Source organism: Dactylosporangium cerinum (assembly GCF_042653625.1).
In the GTDB taxonomy this organism is placed as follows: Bacteria; Actinomycetota; Actinomycetes; order Mycobacteriales; family Micromonosporaceae; genus Dactylosporangium; species Dactylosporangium cerinum.
In genome coordinates, this window is sequence record NZ_JBHSIU010000011.1 from 55,119 (window position 1) to 78,312 (window position 23,194).

At 73.3% G+C, this 23,194-nt stretch carries 22 protein-coding genes; 13 read left to right on the plus strand and 9 right to left on the minus strand.

The annotated features are described in order from the left end of the window. Positions 1 to 23: 23 nt before the first annotated feature. Positions 24 to 1,043: a hypothetical protein gene (locus ACFPIJ_RS09095; RefSeq protein WP_380114238.1), complete on the minus strand. Its 1,020-nt coding sequence runs from the start codon at positions 1,041 to 1,043 to the stop codon at positions 24 to 26. A gap of 90 nt (positions 1,044 to 1,133) precedes the next feature. Then, positions 1,134 to 1,553 carry a tautomerase family protein gene (locus tag ACFPIJ_RS09100; protein WP_380114239.1) on the minus strand — a complete coding sequence of 140 codons (420 nt, stop codon included), beginning with the start codon at positions 1,551 to 1,553 and terminating at the stop codon, positions 1,134 to 1,136. Positions 1,554 to 1,641: 88 nt separating this feature from the next. Here ACFPIJ_RS09100 and ACFPIJ_RS09105 point away from each other — a divergent pair, with 88 nt between their 5' ends. Next, positions 1,642 to 2,190 carry a TetR/AcrR family transcriptional regulator gene (locus tag ACFPIJ_RS09105; protein ID WP_380114240.1) on the plus strand — a complete coding sequence of 183 codons (549 nt, stop codon included), beginning with the start codon at positions 1,642 to 1,644 and terminating at the stop codon, positions 2,188 to 2,190. A gap of 25 nt (positions 2,191 to 2,215) precedes the next feature. On the opposite strand, the gene ACFPIJ_RS09110 is transcribed toward ACFPIJ_RS09105, so the two are convergent. Further along, a complete protein-coding gene (locus tag ACFPIJ_RS09110; RefSeq protein ID WP_380114241.1) occupies positions 2,216 to 2,800 on the minus strand; it encodes an HD domain-containing protein in 585 nt (194 codons plus the stop codon). A gap of 57 nt (positions 2,801 to 2,857) precedes the next feature. Between ACFPIJ_RS09110 and ACFPIJ_RS09115 the strand changes: the two genes are divergently transcribed. Both ACFPIJ_RS09115 and ACFPIJ_RS09120 read left to right on the plus strand, forming a co-directional pair. Then, the gene (locus ACFPIJ_RS09115) at positions 2,858 to 3,319 is read left to right on the plus strand and encodes a hypothetical protein (RefSeq protein WP_380114242.1); all 462 of its coding nucleotides are present in this window, start codon (positions 2,858 to 2,860) and stop codon (positions 3,317 to 3,319) included. A 37-nt stretch (positions 3,320 to 3,356) separates the two neighbouring features. Continuing rightward, positions 3,357 to 4,391 carry a zinc-binding dehydrogenase gene (locus ACFPIJ_RS09120; protein WP_380114243.1) on the plus strand — a complete coding sequence of 345 codons (1,035 nt, stop codon included), beginning with the start codon at positions 3,357 to 3,359 and terminating at the stop codon, positions 4,389 to 4,391. On the opposite strand, the gene ACFPIJ_RS09125 is transcribed toward ACFPIJ_RS09120, so the two are convergent. Together ACFPIJ_RS09125 and ACFPIJ_RS09130 are read right to left on the minus strand one after the other, a co-directional pair. Beyond that, positions 4,378 to 6,429, minus strand: coding sequence for a sensor histidine kinase (locus ACFPIJ_RS09125; protein WP_380114244.1), 2,052 nt, complete (start codon positions 6,427 to 6,429; stop codon positions 4,378 to 4,380). The genes ACFPIJ_RS09120 and ACFPIJ_RS09125 overlap by 14 nt on opposite strands. After that, the gene (locus ACFPIJ_RS09130) at positions 6,422 to 7,075 is read right to left on the minus strand and encodes a response regulator transcription factor (RefSeq protein ID WP_380114245.1); all 654 of its coding nucleotides are present in this window, start codon (positions 7,073 to 7,075) and stop codon (positions 6,422 to 6,424) included. Before ACFPIJ_RS09130 ends, ACFPIJ_RS09125 begins: the two co-directional genes overlap by 8 nt. A gap of 170 nt (positions 7,076 to 7,245) precedes the next feature. On the opposite strand from ACFPIJ_RS09130, the gene ACFPIJ_RS09135 reads away from it, so the two are divergent. Then, positions 7,246 to 7,839, plus strand: coding sequence for a hypothetical protein (locus ACFPIJ_RS09135; protein ID WP_380114246.1), 594 nt, complete (start codon positions 7,246 to 7,248; stop codon positions 7,837 to 7,839). 44 nt (positions 7,840 to 7,883) lie between these two features. Here ACFPIJ_RS09135 and lgt read toward each other — a convergent pair whose 3' ends face one another. Then, positions 7,884 to 8,690: a prolipoprotein diacylglyceryl transferase gene (lgt, locus tag ACFPIJ_RS09140; RefSeq protein WP_380114247.1), complete on the minus strand. Its 807-nt coding sequence runs from the start codon at positions 8,688 to 8,690 to the stop codon at positions 7,884 to 7,886. Between the two features lie 102 nt (positions 8,691 to 8,792). Here lgt and ACFPIJ_RS09145 point away from each other — a divergent pair, with 102 nt between their 5' ends. Then, positions 8,793 to 9,407 (plus strand): dihydrofolate reductase family protein, encoded by a 615-nt coding sequence (locus ACFPIJ_RS09145; RefSeq protein WP_380114248.1) that lies wholly within the window; start codon positions 8,793 to 8,795, stop codon positions 9,405 to 9,407. Between the two features lie 41 nt (positions 9,408 to 9,448). On the opposite strand, the gene ACFPIJ_RS09150 is transcribed toward ACFPIJ_RS09145, so the two are convergent. Beyond that, positions 9,449 to 10,636 (minus strand): MFS transporter, encoded by a 1,188-nt coding sequence (locus tag ACFPIJ_RS09150; protein ID WP_380114249.1) that lies wholly within the window; start codon positions 10,634 to 10,636, stop codon positions 9,449 to 9,451. 160 nt (positions 10,637 to 10,796) lie between these two features. Between ACFPIJ_RS09150 and ACFPIJ_RS09155 the strand changes: the two genes are divergently transcribed. Next, positions 10,797 to 11,243 carry a TIGR03618 family F420-dependent PPOX class oxidoreductase gene (locus tag ACFPIJ_RS09155; RefSeq protein ID WP_380114250.1) on the plus strand — a complete coding sequence of 149 codons (447 nt, stop codon included), beginning with the start codon at positions 10,797 to 10,799 and terminating at the stop codon, positions 11,241 to 11,243. Here ACFPIJ_RS09155 and ACFPIJ_RS09160 read toward each other — a convergent pair. Further along, positions 11,222 to 12,316, minus strand: coding sequence for a hypothetical protein (locus ACFPIJ_RS09160; protein WP_380114251.1), 1,095 nt, complete (start codon positions 12,314 to 12,316; stop codon positions 11,222 to 11,224). The two genes, ACFPIJ_RS09155 and ACFPIJ_RS09160, sit on opposite strands and share 22 nt — an antisense overlap. 128 nt (positions 12,317 to 12,444) lie before the next feature. Here ACFPIJ_RS09160 and ACFPIJ_RS09165 point away from each other — a divergent pair, with 128 nt between their 5' ends. The 6 genes from ACFPIJ_RS09165 to ACFPIJ_RS09190 all read left to right on the plus strand — a co-directional run bounded on the left by ACFPIJ_RS09165 (position 12,445) and on the right by ACFPIJ_RS09190 (position 20,956). Next, entirely contained in the window at positions 12,445 to 12,870 is a 426-nt protein-coding gene (locus tag ACFPIJ_RS09165; protein WP_380114252.1) for a hypothetical protein, read from the plus strand. A gap of 264 nt (positions 12,871 to 13,134) precedes the next feature. After that, complete coding sequence (locus tag ACFPIJ_RS09170; protein WP_380114253.1) at positions 13,135 to 17,124, plus strand: Pls/PosA family non-ribosomal peptide synthetase; 3,990 nt, start codon at positions 13,135 to 13,137, stop codon at positions 17,122 to 17,124. 47 nt (positions 17,125 to 17,171) lie between these two features. Further along, positions 17,172 to 17,981, plus strand: coding sequence for a dimethylarginine dimethylaminohydrolase family protein (locus tag ACFPIJ_RS09175; RefSeq protein ID WP_380114254.1), 810 nt, complete (start codon positions 17,172 to 17,174; stop codon positions 17,979 to 17,981). Then, positions 17,978 to 18,643: a BPL-N domain-containing protein gene (locus tag ACFPIJ_RS09180; RefSeq protein ID WP_380114255.1), complete on the plus strand. Its 666-nt coding sequence runs from the start codon at positions 17,978 to 17,980 to the stop codon at positions 18,641 to 18,643. Before ACFPIJ_RS09175 ends, ACFPIJ_RS09180 begins: the two co-directional genes overlap by 4 nt. Before the next feature lie 127 nt (positions 18,644 to 18,770). Beyond that, complete coding sequence (locus ACFPIJ_RS09185) at positions 18,771 to 20,165, plus strand: heparan-alpha-glucosaminide N-acetyltransferase domain-containing protein (RefSeq protein WP_380114256.1); 1,395 nt, start codon at positions 18,771 to 18,773, stop codon at positions 20,163 to 20,165. Positions 20,166 to 20,176: 11 nt separating this feature from the next. Beyond that, positions 20,177 to 20,956, plus strand: a complete 780-nt coding sequence (locus ACFPIJ_RS09190; protein ID WP_380114257.1) for a BPL-N domain-containing protein — start codon at positions 20,177 to 20,179, stop codon at positions 20,954 to 20,956. 40 nt (positions 20,957 to 20,996) lie between these two features. On the opposite strand, the gene ACFPIJ_RS09195 is transcribed toward ACFPIJ_RS09190, so the two are convergent. Continuing rightward, the gene (locus tag ACFPIJ_RS09195; protein WP_380114258.1) at positions 20,997 to 21,494 is read right to left on the minus strand and encodes a hypothetical protein; all 498 of its coding nucleotides are present in this window, start codon (positions 21,492 to 21,494) and stop codon (positions 20,997 to 20,999) included. Between the two features lie 199 nt (positions 21,495 to 21,693). Here ACFPIJ_RS09195 and ACFPIJ_RS09200 point away from each other — a divergent pair, with 199 nt between their 5' ends. Further along, positions 21,694 to 23,172 carry an FAD-dependent oxidoreductase gene (locus ACFPIJ_RS09200; protein ID WP_380114259.1) on the plus strand — a complete coding sequence of 493 codons (1,479 nt, stop codon included), beginning with the start codon at positions 21,694 to 21,696 and terminating at the stop codon, positions 23,170 to 23,172. Positions 23,173 to 23,194 lie beyond the last annotated feature (22 nt).

Genomic DNA, 23,194 nt, shown 5'->3' on the forward strand with positions numbered 1-23,194 from the left:
CGCATGGTTCTGCTACCCGACTGCTACATCGGCGGGGTGTGGCCGGCATTGAGAGGTATGCGCCGCCGGTCCAGTTCGACGGTGAGGACGGCGAGCAGCAGCACCGACAGCCCGAGGCCGACGGTGGCGTCGAACTGCAGGGCGGTGAACTTGAAGACCTGCCCGGCGAGCAGGTCGACCAGGACCGACGCGCGCAGCAGCCGCAGCGCTCGGGGACGGTCGGCGCGCAGCAGGAACGCGGCGCGCACGGCGATGACGGCGGCGACGGCCGCGGCGGCGACCATGGCGAGGCTCGCGCCGAGTTCGCGGGTCTGCCACAGGTCGCCCATGGCGGCCTCGACCGCGCCGCCGACCAGGGGTGGCACCAGCAGGAGGTAGACGCCTGCCACCGCGACCGCGACGACCGGCCGGGTCACCAGCCGGCGGGCCAGCGCCGCGAGGGCGTGCCGGCGGGCCGCCCATGGGTCGTCGCGGTCCGGCAGCGCGGTGACCAACGCGCGCACCGCGGCATCCGCCGCGTCCGCCGGGGATCGTCCGGTTGGGGTCAGCAGCCGTAGTGCCTCGGCGCGGTGCGCGGCGGTGAGGCCGGTCGGGACGCCGTCCAGGGCCAGCCGCAGCGCCTCCGCGGTGCGCTCCTCCGGGGTGCGGCGGCCGGGGTCGCGGGGCCGGACGACGAAGGCGACCAGCACCGCGAAGCTGAGGTAGATGATGCCGGCGGCCGGCCGGTAGAAGTAGTCGGTGCGTTCGGTGACGAACTTGCCGACCTCGTCGATGAACAGCCCGAACCCGGCGCCGCCCACTGCCGCCGCGACCCGCCGGGCGGCCCGGCCCGGATAGGTCAGCGTGATCACCAGCGCGGCGGCCAGCAGCAGCCCGCCCCACAACACGTGGGCGATGTGCAGCCCGCCGCCGCCGATCTTCGGGTAGCCGGCCGTGGCCAGGAACCAGCGGGTCAGCAGGACGGTGGCGATCCCGGACCCGGCCAGGACCCAAAGGTCGGACCGTGAACTGCCGGACCTGGCCGGGAGGCGGGGAAGGATCATCCGGTCAGCCTCGCCCGCGCGGCGGCCGAGACGCATCGGGGCGTTTCCCCGGACCTGACCCTGAGGCCGCCACGCCGCCGTCGAACTGGATCAGGCCGCGGCGGTGATCTCGGCGACGAGGTCGTCGCCGGTGTAGGCGCGCCCGGCAATGCCCCAGCCGCCGTCCGGGGCGTTGAAGATGGTCACCCAGGTGTCCGCGGGTTCGTGCTCCGGCACGGCGCAGGACCGGATGATCTCGGTCGCGGCCCGCACGAAGGCCGCGCGCAGCTCCACGCTGCCGAGCGCGATGTTCGGGATCTCGAGTTTCACCACGACGAGTGGGCGGTTGGTGCCGCCGGCGTACACGTCGCCGGGCTCGACCACGTGCACGTGACCGCCGACGATCGGGGTGAAGAAGCTGTTGCCGGTGGCGCCGCTGATCTCGATGACGGCCTGGCTGAGCAGGGGCAGCACCCGCTGGCGGCCGCTGGTGGTGAGGACCCCGCGCGGCGCGGTGACGGTGATGGGCATGACGTTCTCCTCCATGGACTAGTACGTACATCCTAGCTAGTTGCACTATGGGCTAGGATGACCGTACGAGTCAAGGGGGGAGCCTCCGGTGCCGAACGACACGCGCGGGCGGATGGTCGAGGCGGCCGTGACCGCACTGCGCCGCAACGGCGTGGCCGGCATGTCGTTCACCGAGATCCTCGCCGACAGCGGCGCCGCCCGCGGCGCGATCTACCACCACTTTCCCGGCGGCAAGACCCAGCTCGTCGCCGAGGCCGCGGCGTTCAACGGCGGCCAGGTCCGGGCCCGGCTGGAGGAGCTGCCCGCCACCGACCCACGGCAGCTGGTCGAGGACTTCCTGACCCTGGTCCGGCCGGTGGTGATCGAGTCGAGCACCGGCTGCGGGTGCGCGGTGGCCGCGGTCGCCGTCGCGACCGACCAGCTCCCGCACGAGGCCTCGGCGGCCGCGTTCGCCTCGTGGATCGATGCCCTCACCGGCCGGCTGGTGACCGCCGGCCTGCCCACGGACACCGCGCGCGACCTCGCCACCACGCTGATCACCCTGCTGGAGGGCGCCCACGTGCTGTGCCGCGCGGCCGCGTCGATCGAACCGTTCGACCGCGTGTGCCGCACCGCGATGGCCCTGGTCCCGTCCTGAGGTCAGGCGCCGGCGTCTCCTGCGGTCACGGGCCGGCGTCGAGAGGATGGGCGGCGATCCGGGCGGCGAGGTGCCTGGCGACCGACGCGGCGGCGGCGCTGCCGGGCTTGCGCGCGGCCTGGTCCTCGAAGTGGGCCAGGAACTCCTTGCCGAAGCCCAGCCGGGGATAGCGGCCGAGCGTCGCCGTCCTCTCCTGCGGCGGGAACTCGTCCTGCCACCGGCCGACCACGTCCCAGCTCGTCGCGACCTGCAGCAGGTGCGACTCCGGGTCCACGTCCGCGGAGACGTCGTCGCGCATGTGCAGCACGATGATCTCCGCGACCCGGTCCGTGCGGGCGGCCGGCCAGCCCGCGGCGAGGCCGAACACCCGGGCCACCTCACCGCCCGCCTCCTCGAACGGCACCGTGTGGCTGTCGAAGGACGGCGCCAGGGCGATGTCGTGCAGCAGCGCCGCCACGCAGTACAGCTCGTCGTCGCGGTCGATCCCGTGGGCCTCGGCGTACATCGCGCCCCAGACATAGCTGCGCACGGAGTGGTTGAGGAACGCGGGTGAGAAGTAGCGCTCCGCCACCGACATCGCGGCCGTGACCGCGGACGAGTCCGGCACCATGGGGCAACCGTCGCACGGACCGGAGGCGGACACCGCCACCTGGTTAGAGTGGGGCCGGTGCAGCGTTTCGACAGCTTCCTCGCCACCGGCAGCGGGTCGGGCTCCGTCGAGCTCGACCTCGACGACGACACGGCCACCGTCCGGCTCCGGTCGCGGTGGATGGGCGTGGACCGCCCGGAGCGGTTCGAACTGCGCTTCGTGCACCGGGCCCGGGCCGGGCACCACGGCGTCCTCGAGCTGACCACGGCGACCGCCGACGGGGTGCCCGTGCCGCCGCCGACCGGTGACGAGGCGCAGCTGCCGCTCGTCGTGGAGTACCTGCGGGTGCCGAGCACGAGCGTGTACCTGCACCCGCAGTCCGTGCTGACCGACATGGGCGCACTCGGCTACGCGGAGTGGACGCAGCGCTTCGACCTGGTGCTGCTCGTCGTCGAGGACTACGCGTGGCCCGAGGGCGAGCCGTGGACCCAGGTCCGGGAGGCCCTGGACAAGGCGAAGCTGGAGACCACCCGGGACTGATGAGGGGGTTCAGGCCAGAGCGGGAAGGAGCACCCGCATGCTTGCCACCATCATGTACGGCGCCGGTGACGTGCGTATGGAGACCGTCCCGGACCCGGTGCTGCGCCAGCCGACCGACGCCGTCGTGCGCGTGGTCGCATCCTGCATCTGCGGCAGCGACCTGTGGCCGTTCGGGTCGATGCCCCGCAGCGAGCAGGGCCGGCGCATGGGACACGAGTTTCTCGGCGTGGTCGAGGACGTCGGCACCGCCGTGCCCGGGTTCCAGATCGGGGACCTGGTGGTCGCCCCGTTCGTGTGGGCGGACAACACCTGCGACTTCTGCCGGGAAGGGCTGCAGACGTCCTGCCGGCACGGCGGCGGGTGGGGCGTCGACGGCGTGGACGGCGGGCAGGGTGAGGCCGTGCGGGTGCCGCAGGCGCAGGGCACCCTGGTGAAGCTGCCCGTCGCGGTGGACTCGGAGCTGCTGCCGTCGCTGCTGACGCTCTCCGACGTGTTCTGCACCGGCCACCACGCCGCCGTCACCGCCGGGGTGAACCCGCGCACCACGGTGACGGTCATCGGCGACGGCGCGGTCGGCCTGTGCGCGGTCCTGGCCGCCAGACGGCTCGGCGCCGAGCGCATCATCCTCGCCGGGCGGCACAAGGACCGCACCGACCTCGGCCGCGAGTTCGGCGCCACCGACGTCGTCGCCGAGCGCGGCGAGGAGGGCGTCGCCGCGGTCCGGGAGCTGACCGGCGGCGACGGCACGCACGCCGTGCTGGAGTGCGTCGGCACCCAGGCCGCCGTCGACATGTCCATTGACATCGTCCGCGACGGCGGCACGATCGGCCGGGTCGGCGCCGCGCAGTACCGCCAGGTGCCGTTCGACTTCGACACGTTCCTGCGCAACATCACCATCACCGGTGGGGTGGCGCCGGCCCGCGCCTACATCGAGGAGCTGCTGCCCGACGTCATGGAGGGGAACATCGAGCCGGGCCGGGTCTTCGACCGGACCATCGGATTCGAGGAGATCCCCGCCGGATATCAGGCGATGGCCGACCGGCAGGCACTGAAGGTGCTCATCCGTCCCTGACCGCACCGGCGTCTCGGCCCGCGGCGTCTCGGCCCGCGGCGGCGTCTCGGCCCGCGCTGAGCGGGAGCCGGGCGCGGACGGTCCAGCCGGCGTCGCCCGGTGCGGCCCGGGCGGTGCCGCCGAGCTCCTCGGCGCGGGTGTCGATCGAGCGCAGGCCGACACCGGGACGCCAGTGCGCCGGGGCGTCGCCGTCGTCGGTGACGGTGACCTCGAGGTCGGCGCCGACGGTCACGGCGACCAGGCACGCCCGCCCGGTGGAGTGCCGCAGGGCGTTCGTGATCCCTTCGACGGCGATGCGGTACGCCGCCAGCTCCACCGCCGGGGACAGCACCGGCATCGGGTCCGGGGCGGCCAGCTCGACCCGCAACGGCCGCCGGGTCTGCGCCGGGATCGTCGCGATGTGCTGGCGGAGCGCGCCGACCAGGCCGAGGTCCTCCAGTTCGAGCGGGCGCAGGCCATACACGATGCGCCGGACGTCGCCGATGACCGCGCGCAGGTCGGTGCGGACCTCACCGATGAGGCCGTCGGCCCGGTCCAGGTCGGTGCGCATGACGTTGGCGGCGGCGTCGGCCCGGAACGCGATGCTGGTCAGGACCGGCCCGAGCCCGTCGTGGAGCTCGCGCTGCAGCCGCACCCGCTCCGTCGCCGCCGCCTCGATCGTGGCGGTCCGGGCCTGCCGCACCTGCTCGGCGAGGGCGGTGGCGTGCAGCGCGATGGCCAGTGGCGTGCAGATCAGGTCGAGGGTGTGCCGGTCCGACTCGTGCAGCGTCGTCTCGCCGCGGCGCAGGCCGAGCCGCAGAGTGCCGACGGGCTCGCCGCGGTAGGTCAGCGGCACGGCCGCGTCGGCGCCGGAGGTGTGGGTGCCGGCCCGCGCCAGCTCGGCCCCGTCGGGTAGCCGGACCAGCACCATCCACGGCAGCCGCAGCGCCACGCGGGCCAGGTCGACGACGTCGGCGAGCTCGTCGGCCTGGCGCAGCTGCTCGCCGACGTCCCGGGCGGTGCCGGCCGGGTCGCTGCGGCCACCGTAGAACGCCCGGTCGATGAGCCGCTGCAGGCGGACCCGCAGCGGGTTGAACGTGATCGCGACGGCCAGGGCCGCGCCGGTGGGCACGCCGGGGCTCAGCCGGTCCGAGACCACAGCGGACAGTGCGGCGACCAGCCCGGCGAAGGCCACGACGACGACGGTGACGGTCGCGGTGTACAGCAGCGTGCGGGACAGCACGAACCTGATGTCGAACAGCTCGTGCCGCACGACGGCGACGCCGATCGCGACCGGGACGAGCGTGAACGTCAGCAGGAACAGGATCGGCCCCGACCCGGTGATCCAGCGCTGCGAGTTGATGACGGTGATGATGACGAACGCCAGCAGCAGCCACTGCACCTGGCGTTTGACCAGTTCGTCGCCGCGGCGGTACCGCAGCACCAGCGCGACCACGGTGAGCAGCGTCAACCCCAGCCCGGCGAAGCCGAAGACCTGGTTGTAGACGGTGCCGGCGACGTCCCAGCCCACCGACAGCAGCGACACCGCGGCCGGGTCGCCGTTGACCTGCGCGCTGGACATGACGCCGGACAGCAGCTGGTAGCTGCCGGTGAACACGGTCAGCCAGACCACCGGCCGCCACCGTGGCGACAGCAGCCGGTCGGTCGGGAACAGCAGCAACGCGACGGCGAAGCACAGCCCGATCCCGAGCTGCCACGCGCCGATGTACACCGTGGCGAGGGCCCGCAACACCGGTGACGGCCAGTCGCGGGGGAGGCCGTACCAGAGCATCATGCTGGCCGTCGCGGTGCTGAGCGCGCCGAGGCCGGACACGATGAACAGCGTCGCGATGCGGTTGCGCGGCACGAACCAGCGGATCGTCGTGCCCGACAGCAGAAAACCGAGGCCGATGGCCAGGTTGGTGAACGTGTAGCTGTCCACCACCTGGGTCCAGGTGACGTCGGCGAGCACCGCGAACACCACGGCCGCGCCGGTCAGGCCGGCACCGGCGGCGGTGCAGGCGGCGGCCCGGAGCCGATGCCCGGCCAGGTCAGCCATCGCGGCCCAGCCCCGCGTCGCGGGCGACGACGATCGCCTCGGCCCTGGTCGACACGCCCAGCTTCTGGAAGATGGCCGAGAGGTGGTTGGCCACGGTCTTCTGCGACAGGAACAGCCGCGCCGCGATCGCGGCGTTGCCGGCGCCGGTGGCGAGCACCCCCAGGATCTCCCGCTCCCGGGCCGACAGCGCCGGGAACCGGGGTTCGGCGCCGACCCGTCGCAGCACGTGCGACGCCACGGCGCTGGAGAAGATCGCCTGCCCGGCGGCGACCGCGTGCAGCGCGCGCTCGATCTCGTGCTGGTCCGCGGTCTTGAGCAGATAGCCGCGGGCGCCGGCCCGCATCGCGTCGGCGACCAGCGCGTCGTCGCTGAGCATCGTCAGGACCAGCACGGCCGTGTCGGGGAAGTCCCGCATGATGCGCCGGGTCGCCTCGACGCCGTCGACGTCCGGCATCCGCAGGTCCATCACGACCACGTCCGGCCGGTGCCGGGCGACCTCATGCAACGCCTCGGCGCCGTTGTCCGCCTCGCCGACCACGCAGATCCCGGGCAGCGTGTCGAGCAGCACGGCGAGGCCCCGGCGCACCACGACGTGGTCGTCGGCGAGCACGACCCGGATGTCTGGCCGGGCGCCGGCAGCCGTCACGAGCGTCAGTATCCCGGTCCCGGCCGCCTCCGGTCTGCACCTGAGATTCCCGATTCACCCGGGAGGAACCTCCCGCCGGCACCGCACCCGCCGGGGAGGTTCGCCTCATGCGGGGCCCGCCCGGCGCGGCGCATCGTGACGGCATCGCCATCACCCGAAGGAGCGTCGCCATGACCGATCACCTGCTGACCACACCCGGCATCTCCAGTCCGACCCTGCGGCACCGGGTGCGCCTGGCCGCCGTCGCCGGCCTCGCCGGTGCCGCGCTCACGTTCGTCAGCTGGGCGCTGCTGCTGTCCGACGCCGCCCCGGGCACCACCCAGTGGACCGTCGCCAGCATCATCGGCACCCTGGCCATCGCCGGCCAGACCATCATGATCACCGGCATGATCGCCGCCCGGGAGACCGGCGACGGCCACACCGGCCGCGGCTTCCTCACCCTGTGGGCGGTCGCGCAGACCGTCCTCGTCGCCGGCGGCGTGGTCGCAGCCGTCACCGGCAGCACCGACACCGTCCTGCTGCCGATCGGCGCCATCAGCGCCGCGCTCGCCGCCCTGGTCGCGTCGGTGTTCATCGCCGCCAACCGGCGCCTGCACGGCCTGCGCCGCTGGGCCCCGCTCGCGTACACGCTCGGCGGCGTCGCCACCGGCTTCTTCCAGGGCGACCGGCACACCCTCCAGGTGAACCTCGCCGACCTGGCCAACGCCCTGCTCGCCCTGCTCCTCGCGGTCGGCTTCCTCACCGGGCAGCGCACCGACCACTGAAGAGACGCCGGCGGGGTCCTGTCGCCGCAGGGCCCCGCCGGGACTCAGCCGGCGATGTCGGCGCGGTGCCGGGAGCGGATCAGGAACGCGGTCGCGGTGAGCAGCACCGCGAGGCTGGTCCAGGTGTTCAGGCGCAGGCCCAGGATGTGGTTGGCGTGGTCGACGCGGAGCAGTTCGATCCACAGCCGGCCGAGGGTGTACGCGGCGATGCACAGCGCGATGAGCCGCCCGTGGGTCAGGTCGAACCGCCGTTCGGCCCACAGGAGCACGGCGGCAGCGGCGAGGCACCACAGCAGTTCGTACAGGAACGCCGGGTGGTAGAGGGCGACGTCCGGGGTGTCCGCCGGGCGGTGGGCGGGGTCGATGCGCAGGGCCCAGGGCAGCGTGGTCGGACCGCCGTAGAGCTCCTGGTTGAACCAGTTGCCGAGGCGGCCGATGGCCTGCGCGACGAGCAGCCCGGGGGCGACCGCGTCGGCGAAGGCGGGCAGGGCGATCCCGGCGCGGCGGCAGCCGATCCAGGCGCCGAGCGCGCCGAGGGCGACGGCACCCCAGATGCCGAGGCCGCCGTCCCAGATGTACAGGGCCCGGACCGGGTCGCGCCCGCCGGTGAAGTACAGCTCGGGGCTGGTGATGACGTGGTAGATCCGGCCGCCGGCGATGCCGAACGGGACCGCCCACGCGGCCACGTCCAGGACCTGCTCGGCGCGACCGCCGCGGGCGACCCAGCGCCGCTGGGTCATGAGCACCGCGACGATGATGCCGGCGAGGATGCACAGCGCGTAGGCGCGGATGGGCAGCGGCCCGAGGTGCCAGACGCCCCGGGCGGGGCTCGGCAGGTAGCCCAACAACATGGGAGCAACTCTGCCAGCCACGCCGCCGAGACGGGAGCCCGGCGCGGGCCGATGCGGTTTGATAGGTGGGTCAGCCGACCTGACTCGAAAGGAACATCGCCGATGGCAAAGGTCATCTCCACCCTGTTCGTCTCCGCCGACGGTGTGGCCGAGATCGACCCCGACTGGCACTTCCCGTACTTCGACGAGAACATGGGCCGTGCCGTCACCGAGGACTACGCCACCTCCGATGTGCTGCTCATCGGCCGCGAGACCTATGACAGTTTCGCCGGGGCGTGGCCCGGGCGGGAGGCGGCGGGCGGCGAGGACGCGTCGTTCGCCAAGCAGCTCGGAGACACGCGCAAAGTGGTCGCGTCCCGCCAGCCGCTGGAGTTCACCTGGCGCAACTCGGAGCTGATCCAGGGTGACCTGACCGAGGCCGTCGCCGCGCTCAAGGCCGACCCCGGCATCAAGGGCGTCCTCATTCCCGGCTCGATCTCCGTGGTGCAGCAGCTGCTCGCCGCCGGGCTGGTCGACGAGCTGCGCCTGCTGGTGCACCCGGTGGCGGCGCGGAAGGGCCGCAAGCTGTTCGACGACGGCGACGCGCCGCTGCACCTGAAGGTGGTCGCGACGGAGGCGTTCCCGACCGGGGTGCTCCGGGTGATCTACGCGCCGGCCGAGGCGCCCGCCGCGGCCGGCTACGACGACATCAAGGACCAGGCGCCGAAGGGGGAGTGACGGCCCGCGACGTGCCCGGCGACCCCGCCCATCGCGGCGGTTCACTGGGCCGCGGGCGACGCGGCCAGTACCAGTACCGACGCCGCGGCGAAGAAGGCGGCACCGAGGAAGACCAGGCCCGGCTGGGCACAGGTCAGCGACCACGCGAACGCCGCGCTCGCCGCGACCGGCACCGCCGTCTCCGCGAGGGCGCCGATCCCGGTCACCGCGCCCTGGACGGTGCCGTGCTCGTCGGCGCCCGTGGCCCGGGACAGCCAGGACTGCGCCGCGGCGCCGCCGACCGAACCGAGCACACCGACCGCCTGCAGCACGTAGATCGTCCACGGTTCGGTGGCCAGCGCGGTCCCGGTGAGCGCCACCACCGCGACCGCGCCGCCGAGCAGCGCGGCCCGCTTATCGCCGAGCCACCGCACCAGCGGGCCGACGGCCCGGGCCTGGAACAGCACACCGGCGAGCGCGCCCGCGGCCATGACGGTGCCGACCTGTGCCGTGCTCCACCCGAACCGGACGGTGACGAAGAACGTCCAGATCACCTGGCTGGTCATGCGGGCGACGTCGGCGCACAGCCGCGCCCACGCGAGGCGGCCGAGCACCGGGCGGCGCAGCACGGCGGCGAGCGCGCCGACCGGGTTTGCGACCCGCAGGGTCAGCGGCGTGGTCCGGTCGCCGGGCCGGGACTCGGGCAGGATGAGCCAGCCGTAGGCGACGTTGGCGAACGCCAGCCCGGCCGCGGCGTAGAACGGCAGCCGGACGTCGACCGCGCCGAGCAGGCCGCCGACGGTCGGACCGGCGATGAAGCCGAGCCCGAACGCGGAGCCGACCAGCCCGAACGCGCGGGCCCGCAGCTCGGGTGCGGTGACGTCGGCGAGGTACGCGTTGACGACGGTGTTCGTCCCCGCGCAGGCACCGGCGACGGCGTGGAACAGCACCAGCAACCACACCGTGGGCGAGGCCGCGTGGGCCAGGTAGTCCACGCCGAGGCAGGTCAACGACGCGAGGAGGACGGGTCGCCGGCCGTACCGGTCGGAGAGGCGCCCCAGCAGCGGCGAGGCGAGGAACTGCAGCAGGCCGTAGCTCGAGCCGATCAGGCCGTTCCAGCGGGCGCCGTCGGCGGCGGTCCCGGTGAGGTCGGTCAGCAACGCCGGCACGATCGGCACGATCAGGCCGAGGCCGAGCATGTCGATGAACACGGTGACGAGGAGGAAGGAGAGGGCGGGTGCCCGGCGCATCGTGACTCCTGGGTTTCGGGAGGGGCATGGCCCCCCTCGAACTCCCGGGTCTGCGCCTGTGCGGCCGGCCCAAAGGTACGGAGGATCAACGTATCGCGGCTGTCAAATGGTTTTTCCTGACGCGATATGTTTGCTGGGATCGCCTACGACGGGAGTGGGTATGACAACGTTGGACGGGTTCGCCGCGCTGGCCGCCAAGGAGCGTGGCCTGGTCGTCGTGTCGACGCTGCGGTCGGACGGCACGATCCAGGCGTCGCTCGTCAACGCGGGGGTGCTGCCGCACCCGCTCACCGGCGCACCGGCGCTCGCGTTCGTCACCTACGGCAAGGTCAAGCTGACCAACCTGCGGGCCCGCCCCCAGCTGGCCGTGACGATCCGGTCCGGCTGGGCCTGGGCGACCGTCGAGGGTGCGGCCACGCTCATCGGCCCCGACGACCCTGCCCCGGGCGTCGACGCGGAGCGGCTGCGCCTGCTGCTGCGCGAGGTGTTCACCGCGGCCGGAGGCAGCCACGACGACTGGGACGAGTACGACCGGGTCATGGCTGAGCAGCGCCGCACCGCCGTCCTGATCGACCCGGCCCGCGTCTACGGCGTCCTCGGCGGCTGACTGCCGCCGGCGCCCGATCGGGTCCGGAACTGGTCCAGCGCCGCCCGCCGGCCCCGGTGATACGGGCGGGCGGTCAACGTCGCGACCAGGCCCCACATCTGCCGCTCCTGCTCGATGGTCTCCGGCAGGTCGAGCGCCAATGCCTCGGCGAGGGGTTTGCGCCCCAGGTTCACCAGTGAACGGACCGCCGCGGCCCAGTCGTCGGTGCTGCGGATGGCCACCTCGTACCAGATCCTGGCGAGCAGGAGAAGCCCTGCCCCGACGGCCGCCAACAACCATTCGTGATCGGCAACGGCGATGGGTATTGTGCCCAGCGCGACCGCACCGACGATGAGATGTCCGTAGAGCAGGCAGATCAACAGATCGACCGTGGTGCGGGCCTGTTCGACCTGTTTTGCAGCGCGTTCGGGCGCCGTCGCGGTGAGATCGTTCCACATTCTCTGCGAGTCGAGACGGTAGCGGTCGTAGCCGTATTCCTCAAACCGGCGAATGGCGTTTCCGAGACGGGTCGGGACAATCTGCTGCTCGTCGACCGGATACCGTTGCAGCTTTTCGTCGAGCAGGTTTCGTTGTGCCGCACTGCGTCTGGAATCCTCGACGAAGAAGCGCCGGAGGGTGTCGTCGGCGCGCAACTCGCGGAGGCGGGCGACATCGTCGGCGTCGAGTGTGCCGCCCGCCTCGAGCTCGGTGAGCTCCAGCAGATCACGGCGGCCGAGGAGCTGGTTTCTGCGGCTCACCTGCCGTTCCTGCCAGCGCGTCAGCGACAGCGACGGGACCCAGCGCGGCAGCGCGCGCCGCGCCGCGGCCTGCGGCCGCCAGCCGATGTAGCCCTCAAGAATCCGGTACAGCGGTGTCTGGACAGAGGCGAGGAGCACCCCGAGGAGAACGCCGGCGCCGGCCACGGCGAGGTCCCTGTTGACGCCGGCCCGGTCCAGCGAGGTGAGCAGGGCCTCGGCTTCGCTGGCGGGCAGCACCACATAGGCGAGCAGCAACACGTTGACCGCGGCGGGCAGGAACCAGCCGACCAGCAGCGTCCAGCCGCCGCCCATGATTCCTTTGACGATGTCGCTCACGGCGCAACCCCCATGTCGGTCGACACGGTCCCGGTGTTTCCATGATGCGACACTTTTGGCGGCTGTCTTGCCGGCTGGTGCCGCGAGTATCGTCGTGCGGGAAGCGGAGATTCAGATTGGACCGGGTCATGAATCGCGACGCATTCCTCGACAGACTGGCCGGCCGGCTGGGTGACCGGACCGCCGCGGCAGAGGCTTTGGAGGCGTTTGTCGCCGAGGCCCGCGATGCGGCAAAACATGGGAAGACGATCGCGGTTGCGGATCTCCTGATCACCTACACGGCCGAAACGACAAGCTCGCCGGGGCGGGCCAAGGCCGCTCCCGCCAGGACGGCGCCCCGCGGCAAAGGCGCGAAAGTAGCCAAGACCGCGAAAGCGGCCAAAACTGCGAAAGCCGCGGAGACCGGCACCAAGGCAACAGGTCGAAAGGCGGCGGCGGCCAAGGCGACACCGGCCAAGGCGGCGGTCAAGGTCGGGCGCACGACGGCGATGGCGAAGTCCACCCCACCCGGCCCCGGATTCCCGACCGGCCGCTCCGGCCTGACCCGAGCGTGAGGCGTTGTGTGAGGCGCAGAAGCCCGGAAACACCGCCACCTGCGATTGAGGGTGGTCTCGTGGTGAGAACTGCCTGACGTTAGCCGCACAGCGCGTAACAGAACGGCAACCTGAAGGAGCGGCACCCCATCAAGGGTGTCGCTTCTGCGTTTGACCAAAAACGATCAAGCATCGCCACCCGCGCCCCGCCGCGGGTGCTTCGTCATGCCCGCTGCCGGTCCGCCCAGGGCCACCGCCGGCATCAGCAGAGATTGGGCTGTATTAGTGAGCCATGCACGCACCACGGCGAGCGTCGTGCCGCGCCAGCCGGGTGACCGCGCCGCGAGGCGCCTGCATCAGGTGTTCGAAGCCGCCTGCGACCGCACCCCCACCGCCGTCGCGCTCGAGTGCGACGGGGCCAGCCTCACGTACCGGGAGCTCGACGAACGCGCCAACCGCCTCGCCCATCGGCTGCGGGCGCACGGGATCGGCGGGGGCGCCCGCACCGCGATCCTGATGCAGCGGTCCGTCGCGACCTACGTGTCGCTGCTCGCCGTCGGCAAGGCCGGCGGGGCGTTCGTGCCGATCGACCCCGAGTCGCCCGCGGACCGGGTCGCCTACATCGCCGAGGACTCCGGCATCGCGCTGCTGCTGACATCGGCGGAACTCGCCGATCGGGCGGACGGGCTGCCGTGTCCGGTTCTGATCGCCGAGGACACCCCCGACACCGACAGCCACCGCCCGACCCGTGACCTCGGCGGCGACCAGGCCGCCTACGTGATCTACACGTCCGGGTCGAGCGGCCGGCCGAAGGGTGTGGAGGTGGCCCAGTCGAGCATCTGCAACTTCCTCGACGTCGTGCCGCGGGTGTACGACGTGCGCCCCGGCGACCGGGTGTACCAGGGCATGACGATCGCGTTCGACTTCTCGATCGAGGAGATCTGGCCGACGTGGTCGGTCGGCGCGACCCTGGTCGCCGGGCCTACCGACTCGCGGCGCTTCGGTGTCGAACTCGCCGATTTCCTGGACGTCAACGCCGTCACGGTCTTCTACTGCGTGCCGACGCTGCTCGCCACGATCCCGCGGGAGCTGCCCCGCATCCGCAGCATCCTCGTCGGCGGGGAGGCCTGCCCCGGGCAGCTGGTCGAGCGGTGGAGCCGGCCCGGCCGGCGCATCCTCAACACGTACGGCCCGACGGAGGCGACCGTCACCGCCACCTGGTGCGAACTGCTGCCGGGGCGGACCGTCACCATCGGCCGGCCGCTGCCGACCTACAGCGTCGTGCTGCTGGACGAGCAGCGGCGGCCGATCCCGGACGGCGAGGTCGGCGAGATCTGCATCGGCGGGCCCGGCGTCGCGCGTGGCTACGTCGGGCGGCCCGAGCTGACCGCGGACCGGTTCATCGAGCATCCGCTCGCGCCGCCGGGGTCCCGCCTGTACCGCACCGGCGACCTGGGCCGGCTCACCGCCGACGGCGAGATCGAGTACCTCGGCCGTGCCGACGCCGAGGTCAAGATCCGTGGCCACCGGGTCGACCTCGGCGAGATCGAGAGCGTGCTGCTGGAGGACACCGGCGTGGCCGAGGCGGTCGTGGCCCTCGACAAGGCCCAGGAGCTCGCCGCCTACGTCGTGCGTCCGGCCGCCGGCGGCGAGCCCGACGACGTGGTGGTGCGCCGGCTGGCCGAGCAGCTGCAGGACCGCCTGCCCGCCTACATGGTGCCCGCGTACCTCGACGTGGTCGCGGCGCTGCCGGCCATGCCGAGCGGGAAGGTGGACCGCAAGCGGCTGCCACCCCCCGTCAACCGGCGGCCCGCCCGGAGCGCCGGCCCGATCGTGGCCGCCGACGGCGACCTCGAGGAGCAGGTGCGCGCGGTGTGGGCCGAGGCATTCGGCCTGCCACCGGAGCAACTGTCGGTCGAGGCGGACTTCTTCGACGACCTCGGCGGGCACTCGCTGCTCGCAGCGAGGGTCGTGTCGCTGCTGCGGACCCGCGACGTGTGCGCCGGCGCGGCGGTCCGCGACCTGTACAGCCACCCGACCGTGCGCGGCATGGCCCGGCGGATGGCCGTGACCAGTGGGCCGACCGCCCCGCCCCGCCTGGCGCCGGTGCGCCACGACAGCCGCCGGATCGCCGCGGCCGGCACCGGCCAGGCACTGGTCATCTACCTGCTGGTGCTGCTCGTCACGCTGCCGGTGTCCTACGTGTACACCTGGAACAACGGCCGGGTGTCGGTCGAGGTCCTCGTCCAGCTGATGGTGGCGATCCTGGTCAGCTACCTCGGCGTGCGATGGATCGTGCCGGTCCTGCTCGCCCGGCCGGTCGCCGCCGGCATCAGACCCGGCCGGTACCGGTTGTGGGGCCCGACCTACCTGCGGCTGTGGACGCTGAACCTGCTGCTGGCGATCGGGCCGATGGCCGTGCTCAGCGGGTCGCCGCTGATGGCGCTGTACCTGCGGCTGCTCGGCGCCCGCGTCGGTGCCCGGACGACCATCGCGACCAGCTCGGTGAGCCTGCCCACCCTGATCGAGGTCGGCTCCGACGCCAGCGTCGGCTACGGCGTGTCGATGCGGCCGTGGCGGGTCGAGGACGGCTGGGTCGTCGTCGAACCGATCAGGGTCGCACCGCACGCGTTCGTCGGCGCGAACGCCGTCCTCGAACCGGGATCGACGGTCGGCGCGAACGCCGGGCTCGGCGAACAGTCCGTGCTCGAACAGGGCGAGACCGTGCCGCCCGGCAGCCGCTGGGCCGGCTCGCCGGCGACGCCGGTCGCCGCGCTCGGCCCGACCGTCGAGACGATGCTCGGCGCCGCCGGCCGCGGCCTCGCCCGCGGCTGGCACCCGAAGCATCTGCTCGCCGCCACGCTCGGCGTCGTCGGCCTGGAGCTCAGCGCGATCGCGACGATCCTGCCCAGTGTCGTGCTGGTGTGGTGGGTGCTGCTGCAATGGGGGCTGCTCGCCGGCCTGTTCGCGACGGTTCCCGCCGGGCCGCTGTACGTGCTGACCACCTGCGCGGTCGTGGCGCTCGGCAAGCGGCTGGTGCTGCGGCACGCCCCGGCCGGCATCCACCCGGCGCGCTCCGGGCTCGGCGTGCGCAAGTGGATCACGGACAAGCTGCTCGAGTTCAGCCTGCTCTTCACCAACTCGCTGTACTCGACGCTGTACACCGTGCCCTGGCTGCGGCTGCTCGGCGCCCGCGTCGGCCGCGGCGCCGAGGTCTCCACCGCCGCACACCTCGACCCCGACCTGCTGACCCTGGAACCGGACAGCTTCGTCGCCGACATGGCCAGCGTCGGCGCCGCCACGTTCGCCAACGGCCGGATGGCGTTGCTGCCGACCAAGGTCGGCCACCGGGCGTTCGTCGGCAACGCCGCGTTCGTGCCGGCCGGCACCACCCTCGGCGCCGGCAGCCTCGTCGGCGTGCAGACCCTGCCACCGGACGACGACGTCCCGGACGGGACGTCGTGGCTGGGGTCGCCGGCGATGCACCTGCCGCTGCGGCAGAGCAGCGGCACGTTCAGCGAGGAGCAGACGTTCAGCCCGCCGCGGCGGCTCGTCGTGCACCGCCTCGCGGTCGAGTTCGCCCGCGTCACCGCGCCCGCGTCGCTGCTCGGCATGAGTGTGTACCTGTACCTGTGGGTGCTGTCCAGCCTCGCCCGGGGCCGGGACCTGCCGGTGCCGGCGCTGGTCTCGCCGCTGGTCGTCATGGCCGCCGGCGCCGCGGTGATCGGCTGCTGCGCGGCGACGAAACGCAGCGTCATCGGCGTCTACCGGCCGCGGGTGGAGCCGCTGTGGAGCACGTTCGTGCGGCGCACCGAGTTCGTCACCGGCCTGTACGAGGCCGCCGCGATCCCGGCCGGGGTCGGGATGCTCGTCGGCACCCCGTTCCTGCCGCCGGTCCTGCGCTGGTTCGGCGCCCACATCGGCCGGCGCACCTGGATCGGCACCACGTACCTCACCGAGTTCGACCTGGTCGAGATCGGCGACGACGCCACGGTCGGTGCCGAGGTGTCACTGCAGACCCACCTGTTCGAGGACCGGGTGATGAAGATGTCCGTCGTCACCGTCGGCGCCGGCGCCACCCTCGGCACCCGGGCGATCGTGCTGTACGACGCCGTCGTCGGCGACGACGTGTCGCTCGGCTCGCTGTCGCTGCTGATGAAGGGCGAGCACCTCACGCCCGGCAGCCGGTGGCGCGGCATCCCCGCCCAGGGGGTCACCACCCAACCGGCGATCACCGCCAAGGGCGTCGCCAAACCGGTGATCGTCGCCGTCTGAACAGGCACAACCCATCGCACACCACACAACAAGGAGCGCACCATCCGGTGAACACCGAACTGCTGGTATCCGACGCCGCCCACTTCCGCATCGACTACGAGATCAACCCGTACATGCACACCGAACTGCAGCCCGACCCGGCCGCCGCGACGGCCGAGCACGCCGCGATCGTCGCCGCGCACCTGGCGGCCGGACGCCGCGTCGAACACGTGGCCTCCGCCCCGGAATGCCCGGACATGGTCTTCACCGCCAACGCCGCCGTGGTCCGCGGCGACCGTGCCGTCCTGGGCTTCCCGCCGCCGGAACGCAAGGCGGAGACGTCCTACTTCCAGGAGTGGCTGGTCGACCGCGGCTACGACGTGCTGGAGGCGCCGTTCCCGTTCAGCGGCCAGGGTGACGCCCTCGCTTGCGGCGACCTGCTGTTCGCCGGCTACGGGCAGCGCACCGACCGGCGGATGCACGAGGTGCTCGCCCACGAACTGGACTACGACGTGGTGCCGCTGCGCACGGTCGGTCCGCGCTGGTACGACCTCGACCTGGCCCTCGCCGTCATCGGGCCGCACACCGTCGCCTACTGCCCGCAGGCGCTCGACGACCCGAGCCTGGCCCGCCTGCGCGGGCTCGGGCTGGAGCTCATCGAGGTCGATCTCGGCGAGGCGACCCGGCTGGCGCTCAACCTGATCAGCGACGGCACCACCGTGACCATGACCCGGGGCGCGCCGAAGCTGGCGGCCATGCTGCGGGCCCGGGGGCTGCGCGTGATGGAACTGGACACGACCCAGCTCACCAAGGGCGGCGGCGGCGTGCGGTGCACCGCGCTGACCCTGGACAACCCGCCACCGAGGGGGTCGAGGTGACCCGGTCACCGGTGGCGCTGGTGTACCGGGGACCGGCGTCCACGCCCGGCTGCCCGGAGGCGGTCGCCGCGCTGCTGCGCTCCAGCCGCTGGGGCTTCGACGTCCGCTACGCCGGCCCCGGCGAGGACGTGCCGGTCTCCGCGCTCGCCCTGACCGGCGCGGCCGTCTACGCCCAGCCCGGCGGCGGCCAGCTCCGGCACGGCTACCGGCAGCTGCGTCGGCACCGCGCCGCGATCCGCGGCTTCGTCCATTCCGGCGGCAGATACCTCGGGTTCTGCCTCGGCGGGTACCTCGCCGGTGCCACCCCGGGCTTCGACCTGCTGCCGGGCGACACCGACCAGTACATCGCGTCCACGGCGGCCACCGTCGGCTCGACGGCGGACACCCTCGTCGAGGTCGCGTGGCGGGGCCGCAGCCGGACGCTGTTCTTCCAGGACGGCCCGTACTTCTGGGTGCGGCCCAGCGCGGAGGCCACCGTCGTGGCCACCTACCCCAACGGCACCGTCGCCGCGCTCGTCGCCGGCTTCGGCCGGGGCCGGGTCGGCGTCGTCGGCCCGCATCCCGAGGCCACCGGCGACTGGTTCAGCGACGCCGGGCTGTGCGTCGACCGGCTCGGTGTCGACCTGGGCCTGGACCTGGTGGACGCGGTGATGGCCGCATGACCGGCCAGCGCAGCGTCTCGGGCCGCTCATCATGTGGCGGCATGACCGGCCAGCGCAGCGTCTCGGGCCGGTCATCATGTGGCAGGGTTGGGTCAGGCCGACGCCGGAGCGCAGCGGAGGTGGCGGCATGACCGCGGTCCTGGACCCGCCGGCCAGCGACGCGGCGGTGGTGCAGGTGCCGGTGCCGGTCAAGCGGCCCCGGCTGGCCGGGGTCGACGCCGCCCGGGGCGTGGCACTGCTCGGCATGATCTGCCTGCACGCGCTGTACGAGGCCGACGCGGCCGGTAACCCGACCTGGTCGGCGACGGCCTTCAGCGGGCGGGCCGCGGCCGCGTTCGCGCTGCTCGTCGGCGTCGGCATCGCGTTCGTGACCGGCCGCCGTCAGGTCAGCCGCGCCGACCGTCCCGCGGTCGCAGCGATGATCGCGACCCGGGGTCTCGTCATCGCCGCGATCGGCTTCCTGGTGTGCGCCGCCGACACGGTTCTGGACGCGGTGATCCTGCCGTACTACGGGGTGGTGTTCCTGCTCGCGATCCCACTGGTGTTCCTGCGCACCCGGGTCGTCGCGATGATCGGGGTGCTGCTGGCGACCGTCGGGCCGTTCGTCAACCATGTCCTGCTGCCCCACTTGCCGGAGCCGTCGCTGGGCGACCCGTCGTTCAGCCGGCTCGTCGGGGACCCGGTCGGGATGCTGACCGAACTGACCCTCACCGGGTTCTACCCGTCGCCGACGTGGCTGGCGTACGTGTGCGCCGGCCTCGTCATCGGCCGGTCGGACCTGACCAGGCCGCGGTTCGCCGCGCTGCTCGTCGCCGGCGGGACGGTCGTCGCCGTCTGGGCCAACGCCGTCTCGGCGCTGCTGCTGCACCGCTTCGGCGGGCTTGCGCACATCTGGGCCGCGCAACCCGGCAGCGGACTGACCGAGGCGGAGACGACCGAGCTGCTCAAGTTCGGCGGCGACGGCTTCACGCCGTCCTCGACGTGGTGGTGGCTGGCGGTGAACGGCCCGCACACCAGCACCTCGTTCGAGATCCTGGGCTCCGGCGGCTGCGCGATCGCCGTGCTGGGCCTGCTGCTGCTCGCCGGGCACGTCCGGCACCGGATCCTGCGTCCACTGTGCACGGTCGTGCTGGCGGCGGTCGCCGCGGTGGGGAGCATGACGCTGACCTTCTACACCGCGCACGTCCTGTTCATCAACTCGGAGTTCGACACGTACAGCGCCGGCACCGGCTGCCTCGTGCAGGTCATCGGGGCGGTGCTGATCGCCCTGGCGGTCCGCGCCACGGTCGGGCGGGGGCCGCTCGAGGCCACGGTCACCGCGCTGGCCACCCGCGCCCGGCGCTGGACCGCGTCCCGGGTCGCGGCCAGGACCGCCGTGGTCCGACCGGTCACGGCGGTGCTGTTGCCGCCCGTGGGGGTCGCCGGTTCGGTGAAGCCGCCGGCGCCGCGCCGGCCGCACCGCTCGGAAGACGGCCGGCGCCGCACCGCGCGCCGCCGGTCACTGCCGGGTGCCGGGCCGTGAGCCACCGGCGCATGAGCCAGCGGCCGGTGAACCGGCGGCGCCTGCTGTTCGGCGCGGGCGCCGCCGGGGTCCTCGCCGCGCTGGGTGGGGTGGCCGGGGCCGGATACGCCGTCCTGTCCGGTGACCGGCCCCTCGCGCTCGTCTACCGCGGCCCGGCGTCCTGCGCCGGCTGCTCCGAGGCGGTGGCGGCGCTGCTGCGCGGCACACCGACCCGGTTCCGCACCGAGTTCTGCGGCCCCGGCGAGGCGCTCCAGGTGTCGGCGGCCACGCTCGCCGGTGCCGCGGTGTACGCGCAGCCCGGCGGCGGCGACGTCCGGCAGGCGTGGCGGCGCCTGCGCACCACCGCCGACGACGTCCGCGCATTCGTCCACAACGGCGGGAGCTACCTCGGGTTCTGCCTGGGCGCGTACCTCGCCGGCGCCGACCCCGGGTTCGGTCTGCTCATCGGGGTCGGCGTCGAGGGCTACATCTACAGCGCCGAGGCCGCCGTCCACGAGCCGGACGACACCGTCGTCGAGGTGGACTGGCGGGGGCGGCGGCGGCACATGTACTTCCAGGACGGCGCGCTGTTCCGCCCCCGGACCAGTGCCGACGCCACCGTCCTGGCCACGTACGGCACCGGCGGTGCCGCGGCCGTCGTCACCGGTTACGGCGCCGGGCGGGTCGGCGTCGTCGGTCCCCATCCGGAGGCCGACCAGACGTGGTACGCCGACTCGCGTCTCACCAACCCCGACGGCATCCGGTTCGACCTGGGCCATGACCTGATCGAGAGCACCGTCCAGCGCGGCTGACCGGCCCGGCCCGTCACTGGCAGCGGGTCGGCGGGCTGGGTCACGCCGCGCGCCGTGCGTGCGGGTCGGCGGGCGGTGTCACGATGCCCGCGCCGTCCCACTGGCACCGCACGGTGATCAGCGAGTGCAGGGCGACCACCTCGCCGGCCAGGTTCGGCGTCGCGGCCTCGGCGGCGACGGACCAGTCGTTCGGCGCGCTGACGTCGACGATCTTCAGGTCCACCGACACCAGCGTCACCCGCTCGAACCCCAGCAGCCGCAGCCGCTGCAACGCCTGGCCGCACTTCAGGCCGCGGAGCTCGGGGAAGACGGCCCGGTCCGTCGGTGCGGCGGACCTCGCGTCGGCGGCCACCCCAGTGACCTCCGCCGACTCCGGCACCGACCCACCGGCCGGGGCGCGATAGAGCCCGGCGACGGACTGGACGAGCAGCCAGACACTGACGGCACCCGCGCCGAGGCACGCCACCCCGGCCGTGGCGAGTCCCAGCCGGCCGAACCGGCGTGGTGCCCGGTGCCGCCGCACCTCGTGCGCCACCATCGCCCCTCCTTCCCACGCGATGTGCTGCGGCGCCGCACGCCGCTTTGCCCGCCAATCTGGCAGCTTCACGGGCCGCAGCGACGCGGGTGCCCGAACTCCACCCGGCCCGGCCCGCGAGGATCACCATCCGGGCGAGGCCCTCCGGACGCCCGGGTGAGGCGGCCGGCATGGACGGGGGACCGGTGGGTAGGCCACCGAAATGGCCGATCCCACCTGCGTCATCATCGGAGGCGGCCCGGCGGGCATGATGCTCGGACTGCTGCTGGCCCGCGCCGGCGTGCGGGTGGAGGTGCTCGAGCGGCACGGCGACTTCCTCCGGGACTTCCGTGGCGACACCGTGCACCCGTCCACCCTGCGGCTGCTCGACGAGCTCGGCCTGGGGCGGCGGTTCGAGGAGCTGCCGCACAGCCGGCTGGACGAGATCCGCTGGCCCGTCGACGCCCACCGGTCCGTGGTCCTGGCCGACCTGCGCCGGTTGCGGCAGCCGCACCCGTACATCGCCATGGTGCCGCAATGGGATCTGCTCAACCTGCTTGCCGACGCGGCGCGGCAGGAGCCGTCCTTCACGCTGCGGATGAACACCGAGGTGACCGGACTCATCAACGAGTCGGGCCGGGTGCGGGGGGTCCGGTACCGCACCGCGGACGGCACCACCGGGGAACTGCCGGCGGCGCTGACCGTGGCCTGCGACGGCCGCTGGTCGATCGCGCACACCGACGCGCGCCTGCAACCCCGCGAGTTCCCGGTGCCGATGGACGCCTGGTGGTTCCGTCTGCCCCGGCTGCCGCAGGACGGCAACGCACTCACACCACGCGCCGCACTGGGCCGGCTCGCCGTGGTGATCCCGCGGGCGGGGTACCTGCAGATCGCCTACCTCGCGGAGAAGGGCGCCGACCAGCGGCTGCGCGCGGCCGGGATCGAGCACTTCCGGCGGGACCTGGCGGCGCTCCTGCCCGAGGTGGCCGACCGGCTCGGCGCGCTGGCGTCGATGGACGACGTCAAGCACCTCGACGTGCGGCTGAACCGGCTCCGCCGCTGGCATACCGACGGCCTGCTGTGCATCGGCGACGCGGCGCACGCGATGTCACCCGTCGGCGGTGTCGGCATCAACCTCGCGGTGCAGGACGCCGTCGCCGCCGCGACCCTGCTCGCCGGCCCGCTGCGGCACGGCCCGCCAACCCCGGCGGCGCTCGCCGCGGTCCGCGCCCGCCGGCTCCTGCCGACCGTCGCCGTGCAGGCCATGCAGCGGCTCCTGCACCGGGGACTGATCGCACCGGCGATCGCCGGCCGGCGGGTCGGCCCACCCGCGGCCGTCCTCGCCCTGCTGCGGCGATTTCCGCGACTGTCCGTCGTGCCGGCGTACCTCATCGGCGTCGGCATCCGATCCGAACACGCACCGCGGTTCGCCCGGGGTTACAGCCTGCAGGGCGGGGAAGGTCATGACCGACAGACTGACGACGTCAAGGAGATGACGATGAAGGCGAAGGTCGGCGACCGGATCATCGAGGAAGGCACCCACGTCGGGGACCACCGCCGGGTCGGGGTGGTGACCGCGCTGCGGCACGACGACGGCACCCCGCCGTACGAGGTGCACTGGCTGGACACCGGCAACGACGCGCTGGTCTTCCCTGGTGTGGACGCCCGCGTCGAGCCCGGCAAGTCCAGCAAGTCCGGCTGAGCCGGACCTGGGGCGGGCGTAG

Bases quoted from the DNA above. Each gene is read 5' to 3' on its own strand.
- ACFPIJ_RS09200 (WP_380114259.1), top strand. From the start codon at position 21,694: ATGGCCGATCCCACCTGCGTCATCATCGGAGGCGGCCCGGCGGGCATG.
- ACFPIJ_RS09100 (WP_380114239.1), bottom strand. From the start codon at position 1,553: ATGCCCATCACCGTCACCGCGCCGCGCGGGGTCCTCACCACCAGCGGC.
- ACFPIJ_RS09095 (WP_380114238.1), bottom strand. From the start codon at position 1,043: ATGATCCTTCCCCGCCTCCCGGCCAGGTCCGGCAGTTCACGGTCCGAC.
- ACFPIJ_RS09145 (WP_380114248.1), top strand. From the start codon at position 8,793: ATGGCAAAGGTCATCTCCACCCTGTTCGTCTCCGCCGACGGTGTGGCC.
- ACFPIJ_RS09190 (WP_380114257.1), top strand. From the start codon at position 20,177: ATGAGCCAGCGGCCGGTGAACCGGCGGCGCCTGCTGTTCGGCGCGGGC.
- ACFPIJ_RS09120 (WP_380114243.1), top strand. From the start codon at position 3,357: ATGCTTGCCACCATCATGTACGGCGCCGGTGACGTGCGTATGGAGACC.
- ACFPIJ_RS09185 (WP_380114256.1), top strand. From the start codon at position 18,771: ATGACCGCGGTCCTGGACCCGCCGGCCAGCGACGCGGCGGTGGTGCAG.
- ACFPIJ_RS09150 (WP_380114249.1), bottom strand. From the start codon at position 10,636: ATGCGCCGGGCACCCGCCCTCTCCTTCCTCCTCGTCACCGTGTTCATC.
- ACFPIJ_RS09195 (WP_380114258.1), bottom strand. From the start codon at position 21,494: ATGGTGGCGCACGAGGTGCGGCGGCACCGGGCACCACGCCGGTTCGGC.
- ACFPIJ_RS09165 (WP_380114252.1), top strand. From the start codon at position 12,445: ATGAATCGCGACGCATTCCTCGACAGACTGGCCGGCCGGCTGGGTGAC.
- ACFPIJ_RS09155 (WP_380114250.1), top strand. From the start codon at position 10,797: ATGACAACGTTGGACGGGTTCGCCGCGCTGGCCGCCAAGGAGCGTGGC.
- ACFPIJ_RS09125 (WP_380114244.1), bottom strand. From the start codon at position 6,429: ATGGCTGACCTGGCCGGGCATCGGCTCCGGGCCGCCGCCTGCACCGCC.
- ACFPIJ_RS09110 (WP_380114241.1), bottom strand. From the start codon at position 2,800: ATGGTGCCGGACTCGTCCGCGGTCACGGCCGCGATGTCGGTGGCGGAG.
- ACFPIJ_RS09135 (WP_380114246.1), top strand. From the start codon at position 7,246: ATGACCGATCACCTGCTGACCACACCCGGCATCTCCAGTCCGACCCTG.
- lgt (WP_380114247.1), bottom strand. From the start codon at position 8,690: ATGTTGTTGGGCTACCTGCCGAGCCCCGCCCGGGGCGTCTGGCACCTC.